Here is a 21307-nt window from a genome sequence, read left to right as displayed (position 1 = left end):
TTCACCTTGCGGGCATGCTGAGGGCACCGAGGTATTCTGCCAGCCGCTCCTGGACGGCATCCGCACCGAGGTGCAGGTGCTCCAGGATGGTGTACCGGTCCGGCCGGGTGTGCGGGGCGTGCAGCACGGCGGCGACGAAGTCGTCGTCGGTCAGCCCCAGGTCAGCGGGGCGCACCGGCAGCCCGTGCCGGCGCAGCGCCGCCGCCAACTGCCCGAACCGCAGCTGGTCCCCGCGCAGGAAGGTGCAGAACAGCGCACCCAGCCCGACCTGCTCGCCGTGTGAACCGGCACCGGGGTGCAGCAGGTCGAGGGCGTGCGAGATCTCGTGGCAGCCGCCGCTGGCCGGCCGGCTCGACCCGCACACCGCCATCGCGATCCCGCCCAGGATCAACGCCTCCGCGAGGGTGGTCAGGAACGCGTCGTCGCCGAGCCCTCCCGGGTGGCTGATCAGCGCCTCCGCTCCGGTGCGGGCCAGCGTCACGGCGAGACCGTCGATCGGCTCGTCGCGGACCGCGTGCGCCAACTCCCAGTCGGCGACCGCGCTGAGGTTGCTCAACGCGTCACCGACGCCGGCCCGGGTCTGCCGGTCCGGGCCGTCGGAGACGAAGTCCAGATCGACCACGATCGCCAGCGGGATGTGCACGCCGTACGACCCGCGCCCGCCGTCGTGGTCCAGCGACGCCACCGGGGAGGCGATCCCGTCGTTGGCCAGGCTGGTCGCCACGCTCACCATCGGTACGGCGTACCGGGAGGCGGCGTACTTGGCGGTGTCGATGGTCTTGCCGCCGCCGATGCCGACGACCGCGTCGTAGGAGCGTTGCCGCAGCTTCTCGCCCAGCTCGTGGGCGGCCTCCAGGGTGCCGCCGGCGACGGTGAAGACGTCGGCCCGGCCGAGCCCGGGAGCGATCAGCTCGGCGATCCGTTCGCCCTGGCCGGGGCCGACCACCACGGCGACCTCGCCGCCGGCGGAGATCCGGCGGTCGGCGAGCAGCGCGCCCAGGCCGGCGACGGCACCCCGGCGCACGTCGATGGCGAGCGGGGTGTGCACGGTACGGGCTAGTAGCGGCATGCGATGTCCCGCGCCTTGATCAGGTCGTCGTGGTTGTCCACCTCGACCCAGTCGACGTCGCCGATCGGCGCTGCCCGTACCTCACCGCCACGATCGGCGTACTCCTGGTAGCCGTCCTCGTAGTAGAGGTTGGGGTCGCGCCGCCAGGTCGCCTCCAGCGCCTCGGCGAGCCCGGCGGCGGCCGACGCCTCGATCAGCGTCGCGCCGATGTACTCGCCGTGCGCCTGTGCCGGATCCATCAGCTTGGTGATCCGGGTCAGCTGCCCGGCGTCGTCGAAGACGACCTTCATCTCCTCGTCGGCGAGCTTCTTGACCGTGTCGACGGCGAGCAGGATGCCCGGCCCGCGCCCGGCCAGCAGCGTCTGCTCGACGCTGGCCGGGTGCACGGTGTCGCCGTTGACCAGCAGCGCACCGGCGGCGAAGTGATCCCGCGCCAGCCACAGCGAGTACGCGTTGTTCCATTCCTCGGCGCGGTCGTTGTCGACCAGGGTCAGTTTCACGCCGTGCCGGTCCTGCAGGTCGGCCTGCCGGGTCCGGACCGCGTCCGCGGCGTAGCCGACGACGACGACCACGTCGGTGAGCCCGGCGGCGGCGAGGTTGCGCAGCCCGATGTCCAGGATCGTGGTCTCCCCGTCGACCGGTACCAGCGCTTTCGGCAGAGTGTCGGTGTACGGCCGCAGCCGCCGTCCCGCTCCGGCAGCGAGCACGAGACCGATCATCAGACGGTCCTCCTGGTGAGGGGTGGGTGGGGTACCGGTGGAGGATAGCGGCATCAGCCGGGAAGCGCGGCGAGGTCGGCGAGCAGCGTCAACCGCTGCTCCGGCTCCAGCGCCTGGTACGGGCCGGCCGCCCGGCGGTCGGTCTCCTGCTCGATGGCCAGCCGGGCCGGGCCGGGCGGCAGGTCGACGATGCTGCGGGCGGTGTGCCCGGCGGCGGCCCAGGCGGCGGCGTGCGCGTCGGCCCGGTGGTAGCGCAGCACGGTGAGCCGGTTGAGCAGCAGCACCCCGGCCGGGGTGCCCTCCGGCTCGTACGGCGGGGCGACCGCGCGGAACGCGTCCTGCCCACCGGTGTCACTGTCGGCCAGCGCGGCGGCCAGCAGCCGACCGGTCAGTTCGACCAGCCGGACCAGCCGGGCCGCGTGTTCGGCCCCCCAGATCTGCCCGGTCACCGTGGCGTGCAGCGCGTACAGGTCGGTGAGGAAGGCGCCGCCGCGTTCGGTGGCCCGCAGCGCCCCGTCCGGATGGCGCACCAGCATCCCGTACGCGACCTGCTTGTCCAGCACCCGCTGACAGCTCGCCGAGTCCTGGTATCGGGTGACGGCGGCGAACCCGGCGGCGTCGACCAGGCCGGCCGGCGCGGCCAGCCGGGTCCGCAGGTCGACCAGGTAGCCGACCGCGGCCGGACCGCCGTACCGCTGACGCAGCTCGGCCCCGGCGGTGTCGGCGGCGGCCATCGCGGCCCGGTGCACCCGGTCGACGACGGGGGCGGTCAGCGCCGCGCACCGGTGACCGGGCAGCCACAGCTGGTCGCCGGCGCTCACAGGCCCAGGGAGCGCAGTACGGCGAAGCCGTTCTCGGCGATCCGCCGGATCAGCCCGTCGTTCACGTGGGCCGATTCGTCGAGCACCTCGAGCGCGTCGGCGGCGAGCCAGCGGAACTCGGTGTGCTTGCCGGCTTCGAGCTGCGGATTGGCCAGGTCACCGTCGACCCGTACCAGATAGTCGAGCTCGACCCGGGCGATGCCGTCGTTGCCGACGTAGGCGTACTCGCCGACCTCGGCGAGAATGTGCGAGACGGTCCACCCGGTCTCCTCGTGTACCTCCCGGTGCAGGGCTTCCATCGGCGTCTCGCCCGCTTCGAGGTGGCCGCCGGCGATGTCCCAGGTGTCGGGGAACAGTCGACGCTGCGGCGACCGGCGCTGGAAGAAGATCCGGCCGTCGTCGTCGACGATCAGCGCCGCGACGCAGCGCAGCGGTTCGCTGGCTGCCGCACGGTCGGGGGGTGGGGCGGACACGCCTGTGACCCTAGCGAGCACCCCGGGGGAAGAACCAGGACCAGCGTGTGTGCTGGCGCACCAGCCGGCGGTGATCGGCCGGGCAGGTCGTACGCTGGCACCCATGAGCGCCGAGCAGCTGATCTCGTTCGCCCGTGGGGCGCCCTCGCTGGACATCGTCGACATCGACGGGCTGAAGGCCGCCGCCGGCCGGGCCTTCGACGCCGACCCGGCCGGGGTGACCGCCTACGGCACCTCCGTCGGCTACGTTCCGTTGCGCCGCTGGATCGCCGACAAGCACCGGGTCGCGCCGGAGCAGGTGCTGGTGACGAACGGGTCGCTGCAGGCCGACGCGTTTCTCTTCGACCACCTGGTGCAGCCGGGCGACGCGGTGGTGGTGGAGCGGCCGACGTACGACCGGACGCTGCTCAACCTGCGCCAGCTCGGTGCCGAGGTGCACCCGGTGACGCTGCAGCCGGACGGGCTGGACACCGACGAGCTGCGCAAGCTGCTGGAGTCCGGGGTCCGGCCGCGGCTGGCGCACGTCATCCCGAACTACCAGAACCCGGCCGGGGTGACGCTGTCGCTGCCGAAGCGGCGGGCGCTGCTGGAGCTCGCGGCCGAGTTCGGGTTCACCATCTTCGAGGACGATCCGTACGCCGACATCCGGTTCCGCGGCGAGGCGCTGCCGTCGATGCTGTCGCTGGACACCGACGGCGTGGTGGTGCACGCCTCCAGCTTCACCAAGACGGTCTGCCCGGGGGTCCGGGTCGGCTACCTGGTCGGCGAGGCCGGGCTGATCAAGACGATCGCGGCGCGCGCCACCAACCTGTACATCTCGCCCGGCATGGTGGCCCAGGCGATCGTGCACCAGTTCTGCGTCTCCGGCGACCTGGACCGGTCGATCGCCACGGTGCGCACCGCGCTGGCCGAGCGCGCGCGACTGCTGGCCGAGTCGTTGCGCAAGCACATCCCGGGGGTACGGTTCACCGAGCCGGACGGCGGGTACTTCCTCTGGGTCGACCTGCCGGACGACGTGGCGGTGGACGCGCTGGTGCCGGTCGCCGCGCGGCGCGGTGTCGCGGTGGTCAAGGGCAGTGACTTCCTGCTCGACGGCGGCGAACACGCGCTGCGGTTGGCGTACTCGGCGGTCACCGTCGGTCAGATCGACGAAGGCGTACGCCGGTTGGCGGCCGCGATCGACGAGGTACGCGCCGGGTAGCCGGCCGGCGTCTCTGCCGGCTTCGGCCGGACGGGTGCCGGGGTGCCGGGGTGCCGGGAAGGAGACGGGCGGATGGCTGACCAGGACCGTGGGCAGCAGCGGTGGCCGGACGGCGGGAGCAGCCGGGCGTTGTCGCGGGCCTGGACGGCCCCGGTCCGGGCGGTCAGCCGGATGCTCAACTCGACCGAGACTCCGCTCGCGCCGGACCCCGCGCCGGTCGAGGAACGCAGCGGGGTCGTCGACTGCGCGCTCTACATCGACGGCATCCGCCAGCCGGGCTCGTGGCAGCATCCCGAGGCGCTGGCCACCGCCCGCCGGGAGCGCAACGCGTTCGTCTGGCTGGGGCTGCACGAGCCGAGCTCGGCCGAGATGGCCGGCATCGCCGACACCTACGGGCTGCACGAGCTGGCCGTGGAGGACGCGGTCAAGGCCGAGCAGCGACCCAAGCTGGAGCAGTTCGGCGAGGTCAACTTCCTGGTGCTGCGGACCGCCCGGTACGTCGACCACGAGAAGCTGACCGGCGACTCGGAGGTGGTGGAGACCGGCCAGGTGATGCTGTTCATCGGGCAGGGCTTCGTGATCAGCGTCCGGCATGGCGACGCCTGCCGGTTGGCGCCGGTCCGGGCCGACCTGGAACGCAACCGGGACCTGATGGTGCAGGGGCCGTGGGCGGTGGCGTACGCGATCACCGACCGGGTGGTGGACCTCTACCTGGAGGTGGTGGACCGGGTGGAGACCGATCTGGACACCGTCGAGGCGGACGTCTTCTCGCCCGAGGCCAGTGACAAGGTGCACGAGATCTACCAGCTGAAGCGGGAGCTGGTGGAGTTCAAGCGCACCGTCGCCCCGCTGCAGCGGCCGATGATGACTCTCACCGCCGAGATCAACGAGGACGTGCCGGCCGAGGTCCGCCGCTACTTCCGGGACGTGCAGGACCATCTCAGCCGGGTGGTGGAGCAGGTCAACGCGTACGACGATCTGCTGAACTCGATTCTGCAGGCCCGGCTGGCGCAGGTGACCGTGGCGCAGAACAACGACATGCGCAAGATCGCCGCCTGGGCCGGTATCGCTGCGGTGTGGACCGCGTTGGCCGGCATCTACGGGATGAACTTCGAGTTCATGCCGGAGACCGGCTGGGAGTTCGGCTACCCGGTCGTGCTCGCCCTGATGCTGAGCATCTCACTGGTGCTGTACCGGTCGTTCCGGCGCAACGGCTGGCTCTGAACCCGCCAACCGTGCGCCGGTCCGACCGCCGGTACTCAGGCGCGCCCGTTGCGGGCGGTCGTCGTCGGGTCGCTGTCCATCGCGGAGATCGGGTCGCCGTGCGGCTTGCCGCCGTCGGCCGGCATCGGCGTGACCGACTCGTGGGTGGCACTGCCGGCCGCCCGCATCGTGTCCAGCGCCTGACCCGGGTCGTACTCCTCCCACTGGGCGGCCTGGCGACGCCGTACCGCGATGGTGCCGATCGCGGCTCCCGCCGCGAGCACGCCGACGATCATCGGCCAGCGGCGGCGGCTGTGCTTGGCACGCTTCGACGAGGCGAGCTTCGCCTTCATCGCCGGCATCGCGGTCCGTTTCGCTGCCTTCATGTTCTTCATGTTCTTCGTCTTCGCCTTCCTGGTTGCCCGGCGGGCCTGGCGGGCCCCGTCGGCGGCGGCCACCGCCAGCGGCGCCAGCGTGGCCATGGTCGCGGTCATGCCCTCGGACGCGGAGCCGCGTACCCGGTCGGCGGTGGGTGCCACCGCGTCCCGGGCGGCGTGGATCCGGGGTCCGACGGTGGCCCCGACGCCCCCGGCCGCGTGCGTCGCTGCCTGCATGAAATGATCTAGGCTCTCGCCGAGCTCCGCTCGGACGAGATCCCGCCGCCTGGCGCGCCTGGAGATCCTCAACACCGCTGCCTACCTCCTGTGCCGTCGTTACGCCGTCATCCTCCACCTTCGGGTGCCTCCGTGTGACCGGATCGGGCACATGGGAGGATCCGCATGGAACTGACCAACAACTGAGGAGTACCCGTGGCTGAGGCTGTCTACGCCACCTTGCACACCAATCACGGACCGATCCGGTTGGAGCTGTTCGCCAACCACGCACCGAAGACGGTCCGCAACTTCGTCGAGCTCGCCGAGGGCACCCGCGAATACACCGACCCGCGCACCGGTCAGCCGGGCAGCGGTCCGTACTTCGACGGCACCATCTCGCACCGCGTGATCAGCGGGTTCATGATCCAGATGGGCGACCCGACCGGCACCGGTCGGGGTGGCCCGGGCTACACGTTCGCCGACGAGTTCCACCCGGAGCTGCGCTTCGACCGTCCGTACCTGCTGGCGATGGCGAACGCCGGACCGGGCACCAACGGTTCGCAGTTCTTCATCACGGTCAGCGCGACCACCCACCTGAACAACCGGCACACGATCTTCGGCCAGGTGGCGGACCAGGACTCGGCGAAGGTCGTCGACTCGATCGCGACCACGCCGACCAACCCGGCGGACCGTCCGCTCAGCGACGTGGTGATCAACCGCGTGGAGATCGAGCGGGTCGGCTGAAGCCGGTCGGTCACGAGGCGGCCGCCGCGAAACCCGCCGGGTAACCTTGGCGCTCATGAGCGAGCACCGGGGTTGCCGGCTCTCGGCGCGGGTCGTCGGCACCGGCGCAGTGAGGTGGCGTGATGAGTGATCCGGCCCCGACGGTGCCGGTCTGCTACCGGCACACGTCCCGGGAGACCTGGGTCCGGTGCGCCCGGTGTGAGCGGCCGATCTGCCCTGACTGCATGCGGGACGCGGCGGTCGGGCACCAGTGCCCGGAGTGCGTCGCCGAGGGGCGACGGACCCAGCGGTCGGCGCGCACTGCCTTCGGCGGCAGTGCCGCCGGCCAACAGGGCATCGTCACCAAGGTCCTGATCGGCGTCAACGCGGTCGTCGCCCTGATCGGGGTGGCGATCTCCGGCGGTGGCTCACTGCTCGGTGCCGGGCTTTTTTCGGCCGCCGGGCGGCTGCACGCGTTCGGCGGAGTGATCGGCCCGGACGTCACCGTCCGGCCCAACGGCACTGTCCTCTCCGGGGCGCTGCCCGGGTACGGCGACGTCTTCGTCGGCATCGACGGCGGCGGCGTCTACCGGCTGATTACCGCGATGTTCATCCACTACGGGCTGCTGCACCTGCTGTTCAACATGTGGGCACTGTGGGTGCTCGGCCGCAACCTGGAGGCGGTGCTCGGGCCGGCCCGGTTCTTGGCGCTGTATCTGATCGCCGGGCTCGGCGGCAACGTCGCGGCCTACCTGGTCGACCCGGGTGCGCTGTCCGCCGGCGCATCCACCGCGGTCTTCGGCCTGTTCGCCGCGTTCTTCATCGTGCTACGCCGGCTGAAGCGGGACACCTCAGCGGTGGTCGGCATCCTGGTGATCAACCTGATCCTGACCTTCACCGTGTCCAGCCTGTCGATCGCCGGTCACCTCGGCGGTCTGATCACCGGCGGGTTGATCGGGGCGATCCTGGCCTACGCTCCGCGTACGAACCGGACCGTGGTGCAGGCGGTCGGTGCCGGTGCCGTGCTGCTGTTCCTGATCCTGGTCACGGTGGCCCGGATAGCCCTGGTGCACGCCGGTTGACGACGGTCCGGGCGCGGCCGGGCGCAGGCTCTGCAGTGCCGCCGCGACCTCGTCCGGCGAGGCGCCACCCAGCTCGTTGCCGCCGATCAGGTGGAGCGAGTCGCCCGCGTCGATCTCCACCAACTCGCTGCGGATGCCCCGGTGGCCGCGGCGGTCCACGCTGATCGACTCGATCCGGTCCCAGGCGATGGTGTGCCGGCGGGCGAAACCGGTGACGACGCCGACCCCGTCCGGCCCGGCGGTCAGCCGTACCGGCACCACCAGGTCGCGCACCGCCCAGCCGACCAGGCCGGCGGCGGCCAGCAGCGCGAGGACCAGCCGGACCGGATCGCCGTCGCCGAGGAGCAGGCCGGCGGTGCCGATCAGTACGGCGACCGCGATCTTGCCGGCCGGGATCTTGCCGGCGACCCGCCAGGTCAGCTCCGTGGGTTCGCTGTGCACCGGTCAAGGATGGCTGTGCACCGGCAGACGATGCCAGTCGCGTTGGTCGAGGCTGCCAGTCGCGCGGGTCGCGGCGTACGATTCGGGAAACGAGAGTTACCCGGGAGTAGGTAGGCATGAGGGACGCGGTCATCGTCGGAGCGGTCCGGACCCCGATCGGGCGACGCAAGGGCGCCCTGGCGTCGGTGCACCCGGTCGAACTGTCCAGCCACGTGCTGCGGGCGCTCGCCGAGCGGACCGGCCTCGAACCGGCCGACGTCGACGACGTCGTCTGGGGCTGCGTGTTCCAGTCGGGCGACCAGAGCTGGAACATCGGGCGCAACGCCGTACTGGCGGCGGGCTGGCCGGAGTCGGTGCCCGGCACCACCGTCGACCGGCAGTGCGGGTCGAGCCAGCAGGCGCTGCATTTCGCGGCCGCCACGGTGATCTCCGGGCAGGCCGACCTGGTGGTGGCCGGCGGCGTGGAGTCGATGACCCGGGTGCCGATGGGGGCCAGTACCGGTGCCGGGCGGCCGTTCGGCGACCAGGTGCGGGACCGGTACCGGGGCGTCGACGGCGTCGTCGCGGACGATCCCGTTCCGTTCAACCAGGGGGTCGGCGCCGAGCTGATCGCGCGGCGCTGGGGGTTGTCGCGTACCGCGCTGGACGAGTTCGCGCTGACCAGCCACCAGCGGGCGGCGGCCGCCCAGGACGCCGGCGAGTTCGACGCCGAGATCGCGCCGGTGCCGGTCACCGACGACGCCGCGGCGGGCCGGCCAGCGACCGCCTCCGGTGCCGACAAGTTCGGTGCCGACGAGGGCATCCGCCGGGACACCTCACTGGCGAAGCTCGGTGAGCTGGCCACCCCGTTCCGGGCCGACGGGGTGGTGACCGCCGGATCCGCGTCACAGATCTCCGACGGCGCGGCGGCGCTCGCGGTGACCACCTCGGAGTGGGCCCGGGCGCACGGCGTACGGCCGTTGGCGCGGGTGCACACCGCGGTGGTGGCCGGTGACGATCCGGTGATGATGCTGACCGCCCCGATCCCGGCGACGGCGAAGGCGTTGCGCCGGTCCGGGCTCGACCTGACCGACATCGGGGTGTACGAGGTCAACGAGGCGTTCGCGCCGGTTCCGCTCGCCTGGCTGGCCGAGACCGGTGCTGACCCGGCCCGGCTGAACCCGCGTGGCGGCGCGATCGCGCTCGGTCATCCGCTCGGGGCCAGCGGTGCCCGGATCATGACCACGCTGCTGCACCACATGCGCTCCAACGGCATCCGGTACGGGCTGCAGACGATGTGCGAGGGCGGCGGGATGGCCAACGCGACCATCGTGGAAATTCTGTAGCTGAAATTTCGCCGTCACCCCGAGTCATTGCGTATTGACGTGTCGTTAACACGACATGGACGTCTTCTCCCGCACGTTCCTGCCGGCGGCGGCTGAGACCGCCGTCCCGATCTCGACCACCAGCCGGCACATGCCGGTGTTCCGCCGCTGTGTCTCGCCCAACGAACGCACCGTGCTCGTCACCCGGTGCCAACGCCCCGACCAGCCGATGCAGGGTGACTACCTGCTCCTGTTGACCAGGCGGCGACTGGTGGTGACCCAGGAGACGCTGCTGTGGCGCCGGCTACGGCTGCACCTCAACAGCGAACTGCGTCACCTCGACCACGTCACCTGGACCACCGATGCGCGGGCCGGCATCGTCGAACTGGCGGTCACCGCCGTCGACGGCATCCGGGAACGGTTCCTCATCAAGGCCGGTGACCCGGCTCGGGCCAGCCACATCGAAGCCCTGTTCGGCTACGCGTTCCTGGCCCGCCCGTTGGACGCCCGCAGCGGTGCCGCCGCCTGACTGGCGGTAACAGCCGCCGGCATGCCGCGTAGGCGTAGCGGCCGGCGGCCAGCCGGTCACGGACCGGCGATCGGCGACTGGATCGACCCGGAACAAGCCGAGCACTTCAACCACACCTCACGGGTGCGGCCACTGATCAGGGCGAAGGTGAAGGCCTTGCCGGCACCGAGGCATTTCGGGCAGATCGGCGGCCGCCGTCTCCTCGGTCCCGGCAGATCATCTTTCTCGCCCATGGGGGCGAGATTACCGCCCACCATTACTCCGAGTGGAAGTCGACCACCGCCGAAAATCTTTCGGGCGACCTGGGCGCGCACCTGCGGCTCACCGGGCCCGTACGCCCCGACGGGTTGGGCTAGTCTAGGTCCACTGCCACCGTATTCATTCGGAGACCACCGTGAAGCTCTCGATCCTCATGCCGGTCTACAACGAGGAAGCGCGGGTCGGCGATGCCCTCAAGCAGGCGCTCGCCGTCGACTATCCGTGCGAGATCGAGTTCCTGGTCGTCGACGACGGCAGCCGGGACGGCACCGGTGCGATCCTGGAGAGCGTCGACGACGCACGGCTGCGGGTGATCACCCATCCGCGCAACGCCGGCAAGGGCGCGGCGATCAAGACTGCGGTGGATTCCGCCGAGGGTGACTACATGGTGATCCTCGACGCGGACCTCGAGTACGACCCGCAGGACATCCCGAAGCTGCTCGAGCCGGTGCTGGACGGCCGCGCCACGGTGGTCTACGGCAACCGGACCTTCGGCAGCCACAGCGCCTACAGCTTCTGGTACGTGATGGGCAACAAGGCCGTGACCACGGCGGCGAACGTGATGTTCAACTCCTACATCGGCGACCTGGAGACCTGCTTCAAGCTGCTGCCGCTGTCGTTGTACCGCTCACTCGACGTGCGCTCGCGCGGGTTCGGCATGGAGGCGGAGGTCACCGGCAAGCTGCTGCGCCGTCGGATCCGCCCGTACGAGGTGCCGATCTCCTACCGGGCCCGGGGCCGCGAGGAAGGCAAGAAGATCACCTGGAAGGACGGGGTCGAGGCACTGTGGATCCTGGGTCGGGAGCGGACCCGGCGCCAGGGGCGTGCCGTCCCCGGCGCCTGAGCCCCGCCGTCTCCCGCCCAGCTGCCAACGAATCCGGGCAGCCGCTGACGAATGCCGGTCAGCCGGTGACGAACCGGGTGACCGAGCGTCGCAGCCCGGCCGGGTCCAGCCCGTGCCAGCGGTCGTGGTCCGCCGCGCTGCCGTACCGGTGCAGGTCCTCCCGGCCGACGCCCAACGACAGCAGCCGGTACGGCCGGTCCGCCAGCGCGGCGCCGACCAGGTGACTGGACGTGCCGGCCAGGTACGGCTCGACCAGCACCACCACCGGATCGAGATGATCGGCGAGCATCCGTAGGCCGGTGACGTCGAACGGGCGCGGCGTGTTCGTGTACGCCACCGTCACGTCCAGCCCGGCGACCGCGTCCAACGTCGGGTCGAGCATCGGGCCGACCGCGACGACGACCGGGGCTCCCCCGCTGCCCCGACGCACCGTCACCAGCCGGCCCGACACCCCGTCACCGTGCCGGCTGCGGTTGCCGCGTGCGGCCAGCCGCAGGTAGACGGCACCGTCGTGACCGGCCGCCGCGCGCAGCAACGGCGCGACCTCGTCCGAATGGCCCGGTACGTGCACCGTCCACGGTCCGGCCGTGTCCAGCAGCGCCACGTCACCGGGGGACATGTGGGTGCGGCCCTCCGCCGCCGCGTCGTACGAACCGCCGACGCTGACCAGCACCGCGCCGACGCCCTGATGGTCGAGGTCGAGCTTGATCTGCTCGTACGCCCGGTCGACCAGGAACGGCGCGTAGGAGTGGGCGATGGCCCGCAGCCCGGTCAACGCCAGCCCGCCGGCCACGCCGATCATCAACTGTTCGCGGATGCCGACGTTGAGCACCCGGTCGGGGTGCCGGCGGGCGGCCGGGGCGAACGCGTCGGCCGAGATGTCGGCCAGCACCAACGCGGTACGCGGATCGTCGTCCAGCAGGCCGGTGGTGGCGCGGGTGAAGGCGTCACGCATGACCGTCCTCCTTGCCGTCCGAGGTGGTGTACTTGGCCGGCGTCCGGGCGACCACCAGGTGCGGGCGTACGCCGTCGTGTCCGGTCAGCGCTGCGGTCAGTGCCTCGTGGTCGCGGCCGTCGACGGTGGTCGTGGTCCAGCCGTTGACGCTGAACCGGCTGGCCAGCCCGCCGGGCCAGCCGTGGGTGGCTGAGTCGTTGTCGACGACGATGGCGGTCAGTTCGGCGAGTTGCCGGCTGCCGGCGTACGCGATCGCCTCGTGGTTCGACCCTTCGTCGAGCTCGGCGTCGCCGACCAGGACGTAGACCCGCGCTCCGCCGACCCGACCGGCCCCGCCGGCCCCGCCGGCCTGGTAGGTCAGGCCCTGGGCGCGCAGGCCGAGCAGCATGCCGACGCCGAGGCCGAGTCCGTGCCCGAGCGAGCCGGAGCCGATCTCCACCCCGGGCACCAGCAGCCGGTCCGGGTGGTGCCCGAGCGGGCTGTCCGGCCCGGCCAGGTCGTCGAGCCAGGCGTCGGGGATGAACCCCTTCGCGGCGAGTACGGCGTAGTAGGCGGCCGGCCCGTGCCCCTTGGACAGCAGGAACCGGTCGCGGTCGGCGGCGTCGACGGTCTGCGGGCTGATCCGCAGGATCCGGTCGTAGAGGACCCACAGCACGTCCAACGTCGAGTTGGCGCTGGGCTCGTGTTTCTCGTCGCCGGTGATCCGGCGCAGCAGCGGCGGAAGTGCGGCGTACCCGGTGGGGGTTGGCGGTGGAAGTGCCGCGTACCCGGTGGGGGTCGGCGGCGGGTGCGGCGCCGCGACCGGGCTGGCTATGAAGGCTGACATGCCCCTACCCTGCAAGTTGAAGTTGACTTCAACTCAAGGGTGTTGTGATGGATCGGACACTGACCATCGGCGATCTGGCCGCCCGGTCCGGGGTGGCACCGTCCGCGCTGCGGTACTACGAGCGGATCGGGCTGATCCGGGCCGGTCGTACCGGCGGCAACCAGCGCCGGTACGACCGCACCGAGCTGCGCCGGGTGGCGTTCATCCGGATCGCCCAGCAGATCGGCGTGCCGCTGGACGAGATCCGCCAGGCGCTGGACGAGTTGCCTGAGTCGCGTACCCCGACGAAGGCCGACTGGGCGCGGCTGTCCCAGCGCTGGCAGGCCCGGCTGGACGAGCGGATCGCGCTGCTCACCCGGCTGCGCGACGACCTGACCGGCTGCATCGGCTGCGGCTGCCTGTCGCTGCGGTCGTGCACGCTGTACAACCCGGCCGACCAGCTCGCCGCAGCCGGCCCCGGCCCGCGCATCCTGCTCGACGGCGGCTAGCTCTCCCCGGTCACCAGCAGTACCTTGCCAAGGTGGTCGCTGCTCTCGACGATGCCGTGCGCCTGCGCCGCCTGGGCCATCGGCATCCGGCGGTCGATGACCGGGCGGATCGCACCCGAGGCGACCAGCGGCCAGACCTGGTCGTGCACCCGGCGGACGATCTCCGCCTTCTCGGCGAGCGGCCGGGACCGCAACGCGGTCGCGAAGATCGTGGCCCGCTTCGCCAGCAGCGCACCCAGGTTCAGCTCGGCGCTTCGTCCACCCTGCAACCCGATGATCGTCAACCGGCCGCCGGTGGCCAGTGTCCGCACGTTGCGCTCCAGGTAGGCACCGCCGATGATGTCCAGGATCACGTCCACCCCGCCGTCACCGTCGCCGGTCAGCTCGCGGGCGCGGGCAACGAAATCCTCCGTGGTGTAGTCGATCGTGTGGTGGGCGCCGAGCGCCCGCAGCTGTTCGTGCTTGGCCGCGCGGGCGGTGGTCAGCACGGTCGCGCCGAGCGCCGCACCGAGCTGGATCGCGAACGTGCCGATCCCGCTGCCGCCGCCGTGCACCAGCAGCGACTCGCCGGCCCGCAGCCCGGCGAGCTTGACCACGTTCGACCAGACGGTGCAGGCCACCTCGGGCAGCGCGGCGGCGTCGACCAAACTCAGCCCGGCCGGCACCGGCAGCAGCTGCCCGGCGGGCACGGCGACCCGCTCGGCGTACCCGCCGCCGGCCAGCAGCGCGCACACCTGGTCGCCGACCTTGTGGTGGGAGACGTCCGCGCCGACCGCGCTGATCACCCCGGAGCATTCCAACCCGAGGTACGGCGACGCGCCCGGCGGCGGTGGGTAGTGCCCCTGGCGTTGCAGCAGGTCGGCCCGGTTGACGGCGGTCGCGGCGACGTCGACGATCACCTCGTCCGGGCAGGGGGTCGGGTCGGGCACCTCGGCCCAGACCAGGGCGTCGGGCCCGCCGGGCTGCGGCACGGTGATCGCATGCATGGCATCAGTCTTACCCGGTCGGGCCGGTTGCCGGGCGGCTACTGCCGCGTTAACCACGGGGCCGGGCACCGGTTCCGGGCCCGTGGCACACTAGGGCACAGCGGCGCGGCAGCCGACCGTCTCCGGCTCGCCTCGCACCGGGAGGGCTCGCCTAGTGGCCGATGGCGCTGGTCTTGAAAACCGGTAAGGCAGCAATGTCTTCGTGGGTTCGAATCCCACGCCCTCCGCTCCACCGGACGCACAGCGGCCCTCGACCGTGACGTACCGGTCAAGGGCCGCACACGCACCAGCAGGAAGCCGGGCCCGCCCCCGGCGCAGGGGATGTCGGTCAGTCGTACACGTGTGGGAACACTTCATCTCTGCTTGCCGTGTGGATCCAGCCGAGATGGGCGATCGTCATGAACGCGATCCCCATCCACTCATAGTCCCGCTGGTGGTTGCTGTTCGAGTAGACGCCCACCACCCGGTTCTGGTAGATCAACCCGGCTCCCGAGTCACCGTAGCTGGGGAACCCGCTGCCCTTGTAGACCAGATGGTAGGTGTAATGGGACTGGTTGTCCCTGGAGATCCGTACGCCGCAGATTTTCAGGACGGGTGAAACCTGAGGCGGGCCGGTGCCGACGTTGTTCGTTTGCCCCCAGCCGCTGATCGACACTTCCTGGTTGACAGGTGCCGACCCGTACCCGAGCTTGATGACTTGGTCCGCCCTTGCCGGCTGAGCAAGCTCGATGAGCATGAGGTTGTAGCCACCGCCACGGCGCTGCATGGAGTTGACCGCGCTGCGGTGCCCTGCTCCGAACCTGCGGTCGCCGAGGTAGACCCCGATGCCGTACGTCGGTATGTCGAGGGGGACGCAGTGGCTGCTGGTGAGCACCCACCGTACGTGCACGAGGCTGCCGGAGCAGCTGAAGTTGCCGTTGACCCAGATCTGGACCTGCCCCCTCAGGCATCAGCGGCGGCAGCTGGTACCGACCTGGCTAAAGTCGGCAGATATGAGTCGGCGGGACTGGAGTGCCTGGCACGAGGCGTACGCGGATCCAGACTCCGCGCTGTCCCGGCGGTTGGTGGTGGTGCAGGCCCGGATCCGGGAAACGCTGGACGAAGCCGCGCCGGGCCCGGTCCGGGTGGTGAGCATGTGCGCAGGCGAGGGCCGGGACGTGCTCGGCGTACTGGATGGGCATCCCCGCCGGACGAACGTGCGCGGCCGGCTCGTCGAACTGGACCCGCGGCTCGCCGACCGGGCCCGTCGCCGGGCTGCCGCGATCGGCGCCGACCTTGAGGTGGTCACCGGCGACGCGGCCCGATCCGCCCACTACGCGGGTGCCGTACCCGCCGATCTGGTCCTGCTCTGCGGGGTGTTCGGCAACATCGGCGATGCGGACGTCGCCCGGGTGGTCGCGGCCGCGCCGCAGCTGACCGCTACCGGCGGCACGGTGGTCTGGACCCGGCATCGTCGCGAGCCGGACCTGGTGCCGACCATCCTGGACTGGTTCGCCGCCGCCGGCTTCGTCCAGGTCTGGCTTTCCGACAAATCCGAGGGGTACGGGGTCGGCGTGCACCGTTTCGCGGGGGTGCAAGCGGCGTTGCGCCTCGACGAGACGCTGTTCCGCTTCGTCGACCGGGGCTAATCCACGGCGAGCGTCGCATCGAGTGCTACACCAGGTACCTCATCCGGTGCTCATGAGGTACCTGGTGTAGCACTCGATGGGTCTCCGCCCGAGAGGTTGCGGGTGACGTGGCAGGCGACTGCGCGGAGTACGTCGATCTGGTGGTCGGTGAGGCCGTCGATGACGTACCGGCGGACGGCGGTGACGTGCCCGGGGGCGGCGGCGACGACCAGGTCCCAGCCGGCGTCGGTGAGGACGGCGGTGGTGTAGCGGGGGTTGTCGGCGTCGGGCTCGCGCCGTAACAGACCGCGTCGTTCCAGGCGCTTGACGACGTTCGACAGCCGGGACAGTGAGCTGGAGACGTGACCGGCGAGCTCGCTCAGGCGCAGGGTGCGGCCGGGGGTCATGGACAGGACGCTGAGCACGAAGTAGTCGAACAGCGTGAGGTCGTTCTCCCGCAGCAGCTGGGCGTCGAGCGCGCTGGGCAGGTTGAACATGAGCTTGGCCAGGGCCAACCACGCCTCGCGTTCGCGGTCGGTCAGCCACCTGGGTTCGTCTGGCACAAGGCCAAGCGTACGTCTGCGCTTCACCGTTGAAGTGACGGATGTCTCAACAGGTTCAAGCTTGAACCGACGGCAGCTACCGTTGGGCTTCAAGCTTGAACCTACGAGCAACTGGAGTAGTGGTGACCCTGTTCCGGCTGGACGCCAGCATCCGTACGCACGGTTCCGCAAGCCGCGAGATCGCCGACATCGTCGAACAGGAGTGGCGCGCCGCCCACCCCGGCGACCCGGTGGTGACCCGCCACATCGGCGTCGACACCCTGCCGTCCACCGTCTGGGCGGCCGCGGTGACCGCCGGCATGACGCCGGCCCAGGAGCAGACCGCCGAGCAGCGCGACGCCGTCGCCCTCGCCGCGACACTCGTGGACGAACTGATCGCAGCCGACGCGATCCTGTTCGCCGTACCGCTCTACAACTACGGCGTCTCTCAGCACTTCAAGACGTACCTCGATGTGGTCCTGGCCGATGCGCGGGCGACCGGGGTCCCGTTCCTCGCCGGCAAGCCGGTCGTGCTCGCCACGGTCCGTGGCGGCGCGTACGGACCGGGCACCCCACGGGAGGGCTGGGACCACTCCACGCCGTACCTGCGGCGGGTCATCGCCGACTGCTGGGGTGCCGAGCTCACCGTGGTGGAACGTGAGTTCACCCTGGTCGGAGTCAACCCCGCGCTGGACGCCTTCACCGACGAGGCCGCGCAGTTGCACGCCGGAGCGCTGCAGGCCGCCCGGGAGGCCGGCCGTGCCCTCGGCGCCGTGCCCGTCCCGGCCTGATCGACGGCGGTACGCGGTCAGCGACTCGGCGTACTGCTGATCACGGGCCGCCCCCGGCGAACCGGTGGCTATTTGTGAGTTTAATACTCGTTCGATCGGCCTCTTTCTCGATCATGCTGCATTGTTTTACATTGATTCTGTTCCGACTCTCTTGTCGTCGCCCTCGATGTTAGAGGTAAAGCGAAAGCCGGTCGCATTTCACCAACTCCCATCGTTGTCGTTCCTGACTCGTCCTGTGGAGGAATCAATGGGCAGCTGTCCATCGGGATGGAAGCCAGACCCGACATTCCTCACGGCAGGGGCCCGCCGCCGATGGTCGGCTGTCAGCGTCGCCGTGCTGCTGGCGATGGTTCTGGTGATCGGTGATGCCTCCATGGGGTACGCCAGCGAACCGGCTGAGCGTGCAGCCGCCGAGGCGGCTGCACGCTCAGCCGGGGATCGACAGGTTCCGGCAGTACTCGGTGCCGTGCAGGCCATCGCCGCCGGCCCTCGGCACAGCGTGGCCCTGCGCTCGGACGGTACGGTTGTCGTCTGGGGCTATAACGGGTACGAGCCGCCCGGCCACTGGAGCCCGATCCCGGTGCCGGTCTGCGCTGTGTTCGAGGACGGACGATGCACCCGGTTGCTCTCGGGCGTGATCGCGGTCGCGGCGGGAGAGTTTCACAGTCTTGCGCTGCTGCGGGACCGTACGGTCGTCGCCTGGGGCTTCAACGGGGGAGGTATTCTCGGTGACGGCACCAGGGAGCTCCGCAGCACTCCGGTGCGGGTGTGCGCGGTGGGTCAGGTCGCCCCCTGCAGCCAGTTTCTGAGCGGAGTCCGAAGCCTGGCGGCAGGGGATCTTCACAGTGTTGCCCAGCTGACCGATGGCACCGTGGTCGCCTGGGGCTGGAACTTCTACGGCCAGCTTGGTGACGGCACCACCGACCAACGCCTCACCCCGGTGCGGGTGTGCGCGGTGGGTCAGGTCGCGCCCTGCAGCCAGTTTCTGACTGGAGTCAGGTCAATCGCGACCGGCGGGGGCCACACCTTGGCGGCGGTGGACAGCGTGCTTGCCGTTGCCTGGGGGCCGAACGGTTCTGGCCAGCTCGGTGACGGCACTGTCGAGGAGCGGCTCACCCCGGTGCGGGTGTGTGCGGTGGGGCAGACCGCGCCCTGCACCCGGTTCCTGAACGCGGTGAAGGCCATGGCGGGTGGCGACACCCACAGCATGGCGCTGCTCGGCGACGGCCGCGCCGTGACCTGGGGGAACAACGGTGATGGTCAGCTTGGTGACGGCACCGCCGTAGGCCGCCTTACCCCGGTGCGGGTGTGCGCGATGGGGCAGACCGCGCCATGCGACCGCTTCCTGTACGGGATTCGACACATCAGCGCCGGCGGGAACCACAGCATGGCGCAGCTCAGCAGCGGCGGTGTGCTCACCTGGGGCGCTAACGGTGACGGCCAGCTTGGTGACGGCACCTACGAGAGCCGAACCACTCCGGTGCGGGTGTGTGCGGTGGGGCAGGCGGCTCCCTGCACGCAATTCCTGTTCCAGATCAGAGCCATCGCTGCCGGCGGCTATCACAGTTTGGCCCTGCAGCCCAACTACACCGTGGTCGCCTGGGGCCTGAACGACCTGGGCCAGCTCGGTGACGGTACTACCGAAACCCGTCCGATCCCGGTGCAGGTCCATGCACCCTGGCCGTATTTGAGCTGAAGTCACCTTGCCGGTTCGGGCATCCACCACCACCGCTGAGTCCGAGCTGGACTGAGCGAGACGGCCGCCGAGAGAGGATGATCGGATATCTCCGATGACCTGGTCGCGGAAAACTGTCCCTCTTCGACTGCTGTGAGCCATCGATGCCGACCGGCACACTTCGCCGGTGACCTATCCAGCGCGCGACATCAACCAGCGTCCGTTGCCCACCACCGGTGCCGGGCGGCTCGGCCCCGGCCAGAAGGCCGCCGCCTACCTCGGCGTCGGTCTGGCGGTCTTCGTCCTGCTCTGCGGCGGCGGCTCGTTCCTGGCCGGCCTGGTCTCCTCGGAGCCGCAGGCCACCGGGGACAACCTCACCGCGCTCAGCGGAAGCGGCGCCGACGGCGACCGGTCGGCACCGCCCACCTCCGCCGTGGCACGCGGCTCTGCCTCGGCCAGCCCGACCGCCTCCCCGACCCCGACCCCGACGGCCGCCGCCCCGAGCGTTGCGCAGCCGAAGGTGGAGACGAAAACGGTGACCGAGACGCGCGAGATCCCCTTCAAGGAGAAGCGGGTCGACGACCCCAGTCTCGCCAAGGGCAAGACGAAGGTGAAGACCGCCGGTGTCACCGGCGTAAAGACGCTGACCTACCGGGTGACCTACACCGACGGGGTGCAGACCGCCAAGGAACTGGTCAGCGAGAAGGTGGCGAAGAAGCCGGTCACCAAGGTGGTGCTGGTCGGCACCAAGGTCGCCCAGCAGTGCCACCCCAGCTACACCGGTGCCTGCGTGCCGTTCGCCAGCGATGTCGACTGTGCCGGCGGCAGCGGCAACGGTCCGGCGTACGTCCGCGGGCCGGTGCGGGTCGTCGGACAGGACGTCTACGGCCTGGACCGCGACGGCGACGGCGTCGCCTGCGAGTAGTGGCGGCCGGTCGGGCCTACGGGATGACCCACATCCGGGCCCACAGCCAGTAGACCAGCGACAGCAGCGCCATGATCGCGACGAAGGCCAGCGGCACCGCGATCAACGCTGTCAGGATCGGAAACCGGCGGTGCAGCCGTTGCCGCTGCTGCCAGCGCCACCAGGCCCGGCGGACCCTCGGTCCGCCGGGCAGGCGCAGCGCGGCCAGCGTCGCCCGCTGCCGCCAGGTGGCCCGGACCGGCTCCGGGTCGCGGATCCAGTCCGGCAGGGTGACCGGCTGCCGACCACGCCGGGGCTGAGCTACGTCGTCGGTACGCGGACCGGCCGGCTCGCGGCGGTCGCCGTACATGTCGGCCATGGCTTCCTCCCTCATCGAAGGATGTTGGCGTCGGTGATGCCGGGCCATGGCCTGATGGTGACAGCGGTACGCCAGCTTGTCGTGATCATTTCGCCTGGTCAGGCCGCCCAGACGAGGCAGAACGGGTGGCCGGCGGGGTCGGCGTAGACGCGCCAGCCGGGGCCGGCACCGTCCAGCCGGGTGGCGCCGATGGCGAGGGCGGCTCGTTCGGCGGCGTCCACGTCCTGGACCTGCACGTCGAGGTGGATCTGCTGCGGGTACGCCGGATCCGGCCAGCGGGGCGCGGCGTACTGCTCGACCTGCTGGAACAGCACGGGTTGCGCGCCCTGTTCGCCGATCATGGCGATGCCGTCCCCCTCGTAGGTCACCGGTTTGCCGAGCAGCCCCGCGTAGAAGTGGCTCAGCTCCTTGGCGTCGGGGCAGTCGAGCATGACGCCCGCCAGGGTGGTTTGCGGCTCGTCGGCTTTCAGACACAGGCAGAACGGGTGGCCGGCCGGGCAGGCGAGGGTGTGCCACCGTTCGTTGCGTTGCAGCAGGCTGGCGCCGATCTGCTGGGCGCGGTCCGCCGCCGCGTCGATGTCCGACACCTGGAAGTCGAGGTGGGCCTGCTGCGGACGGTCCTGGCCGGGCCAGTCCGGCGGTACGTGGTCGACGGCCTGTTGCAGCCCGATCCGCCAGCCGTCGTCGGTGACGAGGGTGATCCAGTCGTCGTCATCGTCACCGGTGGGGCGGCGTCGCCAGCCGGCGAGCTGTTCGTAGAAGGTGGCCAGGCGGTCGATGTCCGGCGCGTCGATCGCCACGGCCCGCAGTGAGCCGACCGCCTGCCGGTCTGGTTCGGTGGTCATTCCCCCGATCCTGCCGACTGCGGTGCCGACCCGCCACCGGAATCCGGCG

General features: G+C 70.9%; 25 protein-coding genes, 1 tRNA gene and 1 pseudogene. 13 read left to right on the top strand and 14 right to left on the bottom strand.

All coding sequences use genetic code 11. The features are described 5' to 3' along the window. Position 1 precedes the first annotated feature (1 nt). Genes EDC02_RS35100 through EDC02_RS35085 form a run of 4 tightly spaced genes read right to left on the bottom strand, consistent with a single transcriptional unit; the run spans position 2 to position 3082 of the window. Entirely contained in the window at positions 2-1069 is a 1068-nt protein-coding gene (locus EDC02_RS35100) for an iron-containing alcohol dehydrogenase family protein (protein WP_123606433.1), read from the bottom strand. Then, positions 1057-1788 carry a sugar phosphate nucleotidyltransferase gene (locus EDC02_RS35095; RefSeq protein ID WP_123606432.1) on the bottom strand — a complete coding sequence of 244 codons (732 nt, stop codon included), beginning with the start codon at positions 1786-1788 and terminating at the stop codon, positions 1057-1059. The genes EDC02_RS35100 and EDC02_RS35095 overlap by 13 nt, the downstream gene beginning before the upstream one ends. A gap of 53 nt (positions 1789-1841) precedes the next feature. Further along, positions 1842-2609 carry a hypothetical protein gene (locus EDC02_RS35090; RefSeq protein WP_123606431.1) on the bottom strand — a complete coding sequence of 256 codons (768 nt, stop codon included), beginning with the start codon at positions 2607-2609 and terminating at the stop codon, positions 1842-1844. After that, entirely contained in the window at positions 2606-3082 is a 477-nt protein-coding gene (locus tag EDC02_RS35085) for an NUDIX hydrolase (RefSeq protein ID WP_305036228.1), read from the bottom strand. The genes EDC02_RS35090 and EDC02_RS35085 overlap by 4 nt, the downstream gene beginning before the upstream one ends. 103 nt (positions 3083-3185) lie before the next feature. On the opposite strand from EDC02_RS35085, the gene EDC02_RS35080 reads away from it, so the two are divergent. Both EDC02_RS35080 and corA read left to right on the top strand, forming a co-directional pair. Further along, positions 3186-4283, top strand: coding sequence for a PLP-dependent aminotransferase family protein (locus EDC02_RS35080; RefSeq protein WP_123606429.1), 1098 nt, complete (start codon positions 3186-3188; stop codon positions 4281-4283). A 72-nt stretch (positions 4284-4355) separates the two neighbouring features. Then, positions 4356-5507, top strand: coding sequence for a magnesium/cobalt transporter CorA (gene corA / locus EDC02_RS35075; protein WP_123606428.1), 1152 nt, complete (start codon positions 4356-4358; stop codon positions 5505-5507). Between the two features lie 35 nt (positions 5508-5542). On the opposite strand, the gene EDC02_RS35070 is transcribed toward corA, so the two are convergent. Next, the gene (locus EDC02_RS35070) at positions 5543-6100 is read right to left on the bottom strand and encodes a hypothetical protein (RefSeq protein ID WP_123606427.1); all 558 of its coding nucleotides are present in this window, start codon (positions 6098-6100) and stop codon (positions 5543-5545) included. A gap of 195 nt (positions 6101-6295) precedes the next feature. Here EDC02_RS35070 and EDC02_RS35065 point away from each other — a divergent pair, with 195 nt between their 5' ends. Together EDC02_RS35065 and EDC02_RS35060 are read left to right on the top strand one after the other, a co-directional pair. Then, positions 6296-6823: a peptidylprolyl isomerase gene (locus EDC02_RS35065; RefSeq protein ID WP_123606426.1), complete on the top strand. Its 528-nt coding sequence runs from the start codon at positions 6296-6298 to the stop codon at positions 6821-6823. 122 nt (positions 6824-6945) lie between these two features. Beyond that, on the top strand, positions 6946-7884 hold the full coding sequence (locus EDC02_RS35060) for a rhomboid family intramembrane serine protease (RefSeq protein WP_123606425.1): 939 nt from the start codon (positions 6946-6948) through the stop codon (positions 7882-7884). A 78-nt stretch (positions 7885-7962) separates the two neighbouring features. Here the strand turns inward: EDC02_RS35060 and EDC02_RS42110 are convergent. Further along, a pseudogene (locus tag EDC02_RS42110) lies at positions 7963-8142 on the bottom strand (PH domain-containing protein); the annotation flags it as partial. A 299-nt stretch (positions 8143-8441) separates the two neighbouring features. Here EDC02_RS42110 and EDC02_RS35050 point away from each other — a divergent pair. Together EDC02_RS35050 and EDC02_RS35045 are read left to right on the top strand one after the other, a co-directional pair. Next, entirely contained in the window at positions 8442-9650 is a 1209-nt protein-coding gene (locus tag EDC02_RS35050; protein WP_123606424.1) for a thiolase family protein, read from the top strand. 55 nt (positions 9651-9705) lie between these two features. Further along, a complete protein-coding gene (locus EDC02_RS35045) occupies positions 9706-10158 on the top strand; it encodes a hypothetical protein (protein WP_123606423.1) in 453 nt (150 codons plus the stop codon). Between the two features lie 56 nt (positions 10159-10214). Here the strand turns inward: EDC02_RS35045 and EDC02_RS40600 are convergent, their stop codons facing one another. Beyond that, the gene (locus EDC02_RS40600) at positions 10215-10391 is read right to left on the bottom strand and encodes a hypothetical protein (RefSeq protein WP_158632417.1); all 177 of its coding nucleotides are present in this window, start codon (positions 10389-10391) and stop codon (positions 10215-10217) included. A gap of 161 nt (positions 10392-10552) precedes the next feature. Here EDC02_RS40600 and EDC02_RS35040 point away from each other — a divergent pair, with 161 nt between their 5' ends. Continuing rightward, positions 10553-11260, top strand: coding sequence for a glycosyltransferase family 2 protein (locus tag EDC02_RS35040; protein ID WP_123606422.1), 708 nt, complete (start codon positions 10553-10555; stop codon positions 11258-11260). A 58-nt stretch (positions 11261-11318) separates the two neighbouring features. Here the strand turns inward: EDC02_RS35040 and EDC02_RS35035 are convergent, their stop codons facing one another. Together EDC02_RS35035 and EDC02_RS35030 are read right to left on the bottom strand one after the other, a co-directional pair. Beyond that, the gene (locus EDC02_RS35035; RefSeq protein WP_123606421.1) at positions 11319-12215 is read right to left on the bottom strand and encodes a transketolase family protein; all 897 of its coding nucleotides are present in this window, start codon (positions 12213-12215) and stop codon (positions 11319-11321) included. Beyond that, positions 12208-13041: a transketolase gene (locus EDC02_RS35030; protein ID WP_123606420.1), complete on the bottom strand. Its 834-nt coding sequence runs from the start codon at positions 13039-13041 to the stop codon at positions 12208-12210. The genes EDC02_RS35035 and EDC02_RS35030 overlap by 8 nt, the downstream gene beginning before the upstream one ends. Positions 13042-13088: 47 nt before the next feature. Between EDC02_RS35030 and soxR the strand changes: the two genes are divergently transcribed. Then, positions 13089-13529, top strand: coding sequence for a redox-sensitive transcriptional activator SoxR (soxR, locus tag EDC02_RS35025; RefSeq protein WP_123606419.1), 441 nt, complete (start codon positions 13089-13091; stop codon positions 13527-13529). Here the strand turns inward: soxR and EDC02_RS35020 are convergent. Beyond that, on the bottom strand, positions 13526-14515 hold the full coding sequence (locus EDC02_RS35020) for an NAD(P)H-quinone oxidoreductase (protein ID WP_123606418.1): 990 nt from the start codon (positions 14513-14515) through the stop codon (positions 13526-13528). The two genes, soxR and EDC02_RS35020, sit on opposite strands and share 4 nt — an antisense overlap. A 140-nt stretch (positions 14516-14655) precedes the next feature. Between EDC02_RS35020 and EDC02_RS35015 the strand changes: the two genes are divergently transcribed. After that, positions 14656-14742 (top strand) — tRNA-Ser (locus tag EDC02_RS35015). 101 nt (positions 14743-14843) lie between these two features. On the opposite strand, the gene EDC02_RS35010 is transcribed toward EDC02_RS35015, so the two are convergent. Beyond that, complete coding sequence (locus EDC02_RS35010) at positions 14844-15443, bottom strand: trypsin-like serine protease (RefSeq protein WP_255500672.1); 600 nt, start codon at positions 15441-15443, stop codon at positions 14844-14846. Between the two features lie 64 nt (positions 15444-15507). On the opposite strand from EDC02_RS35010, the gene EDC02_RS35005 reads away from it, so the two are divergent. Beyond that, the gene (locus EDC02_RS35005; protein WP_123606416.1) at positions 15508-16143 is read left to right on the top strand and encodes an SAM-dependent methyltransferase; all 636 of its coding nucleotides are present in this window, start codon (positions 15508-15510) and stop codon (positions 16141-16143) included. A gap of 50 nt (positions 16144-16193) precedes the next feature. Here EDC02_RS35005 and EDC02_RS35000 read toward each other — a convergent pair whose 3' ends face one another. Next, positions 16194-16685, bottom strand: a complete 492-nt coding sequence (locus tag EDC02_RS35000; protein WP_233606596.1) for a MarR family winged helix-turn-helix transcriptional regulator — start codon at positions 16683-16685, stop codon at positions 16194-16196. Positions 16686-16807: 122 nt separating this feature from the next. On the opposite strand from EDC02_RS35000, the gene EDC02_RS34995 reads away from it, so the two are divergent. The 3 genes from EDC02_RS34995 to EDC02_RS34985 all read left to right on the top strand — a co-directional run bounded on the left by EDC02_RS34995 (position 16808) and on the right by EDC02_RS34985 (position 20055). Continuing rightward, the gene (locus EDC02_RS34995) at positions 16808-17455 is read left to right on the top strand and encodes an FMN-dependent NADH-azoreductase (RefSeq protein WP_123607394.1); all 648 of its coding nucleotides are present in this window, start codon (positions 16808-16810) and stop codon (positions 17453-17455) included. A gap of 334 nt (positions 17456-17789) precedes the next feature. Further along, positions 17790-19151 carry an RCC1 domain-containing protein gene (locus EDC02_RS34990; protein ID WP_158632416.1) on the top strand — a complete coding sequence of 454 codons (1362 nt, stop codon included), beginning with the start codon at positions 17790-17792 and terminating at the stop codon, positions 19149-19151. Positions 19152-19317: 166 nt separating this feature from the next. Next, positions 19318-20055, top strand: coding sequence for a G5 domain-containing protein (locus tag EDC02_RS34985; protein WP_233606595.1), 738 nt, complete (start codon positions 19318-19320; stop codon positions 20053-20055). Positions 20056-20071: 16 nt separating this feature from the next. Here EDC02_RS34985 and EDC02_RS34980 read toward each other — a convergent pair whose 3' ends face one another. Then, positions 20072-20428 carry a hypothetical protein gene (locus EDC02_RS34980; RefSeq protein WP_148083763.1) on the bottom strand — a complete coding sequence of 119 codons (357 nt, stop codon included), beginning with the start codon at positions 20426-20428 and terminating at the stop codon, positions 20072-20074. Between the two features lie 83 nt (positions 20429-20511). Beyond that, the gene (locus EDC02_RS34975; RefSeq protein WP_123606413.1) at positions 20512-21258 is read right to left on the bottom strand and encodes a VOC family protein; all 747 of its coding nucleotides are present in this window, start codon (positions 21256-21258) and stop codon (positions 20512-20514) included. Between the last annotated feature and the right edge of the window lie 49 nt (positions 21259-21307).

The organism is Micromonospora sp. Llam0, from assembly GCF_003751085.1.
Taxonomy (GTDB): domain Bacteria; phylum Actinomycetota; class Actinomycetes; order Mycobacteriales; family Micromonosporaceae; genus Micromonospora_E.
Note: the sequence above shows the minus strand (reverse complement) of the source record. Positions and strands in the feature narration are given on the sequence as shown.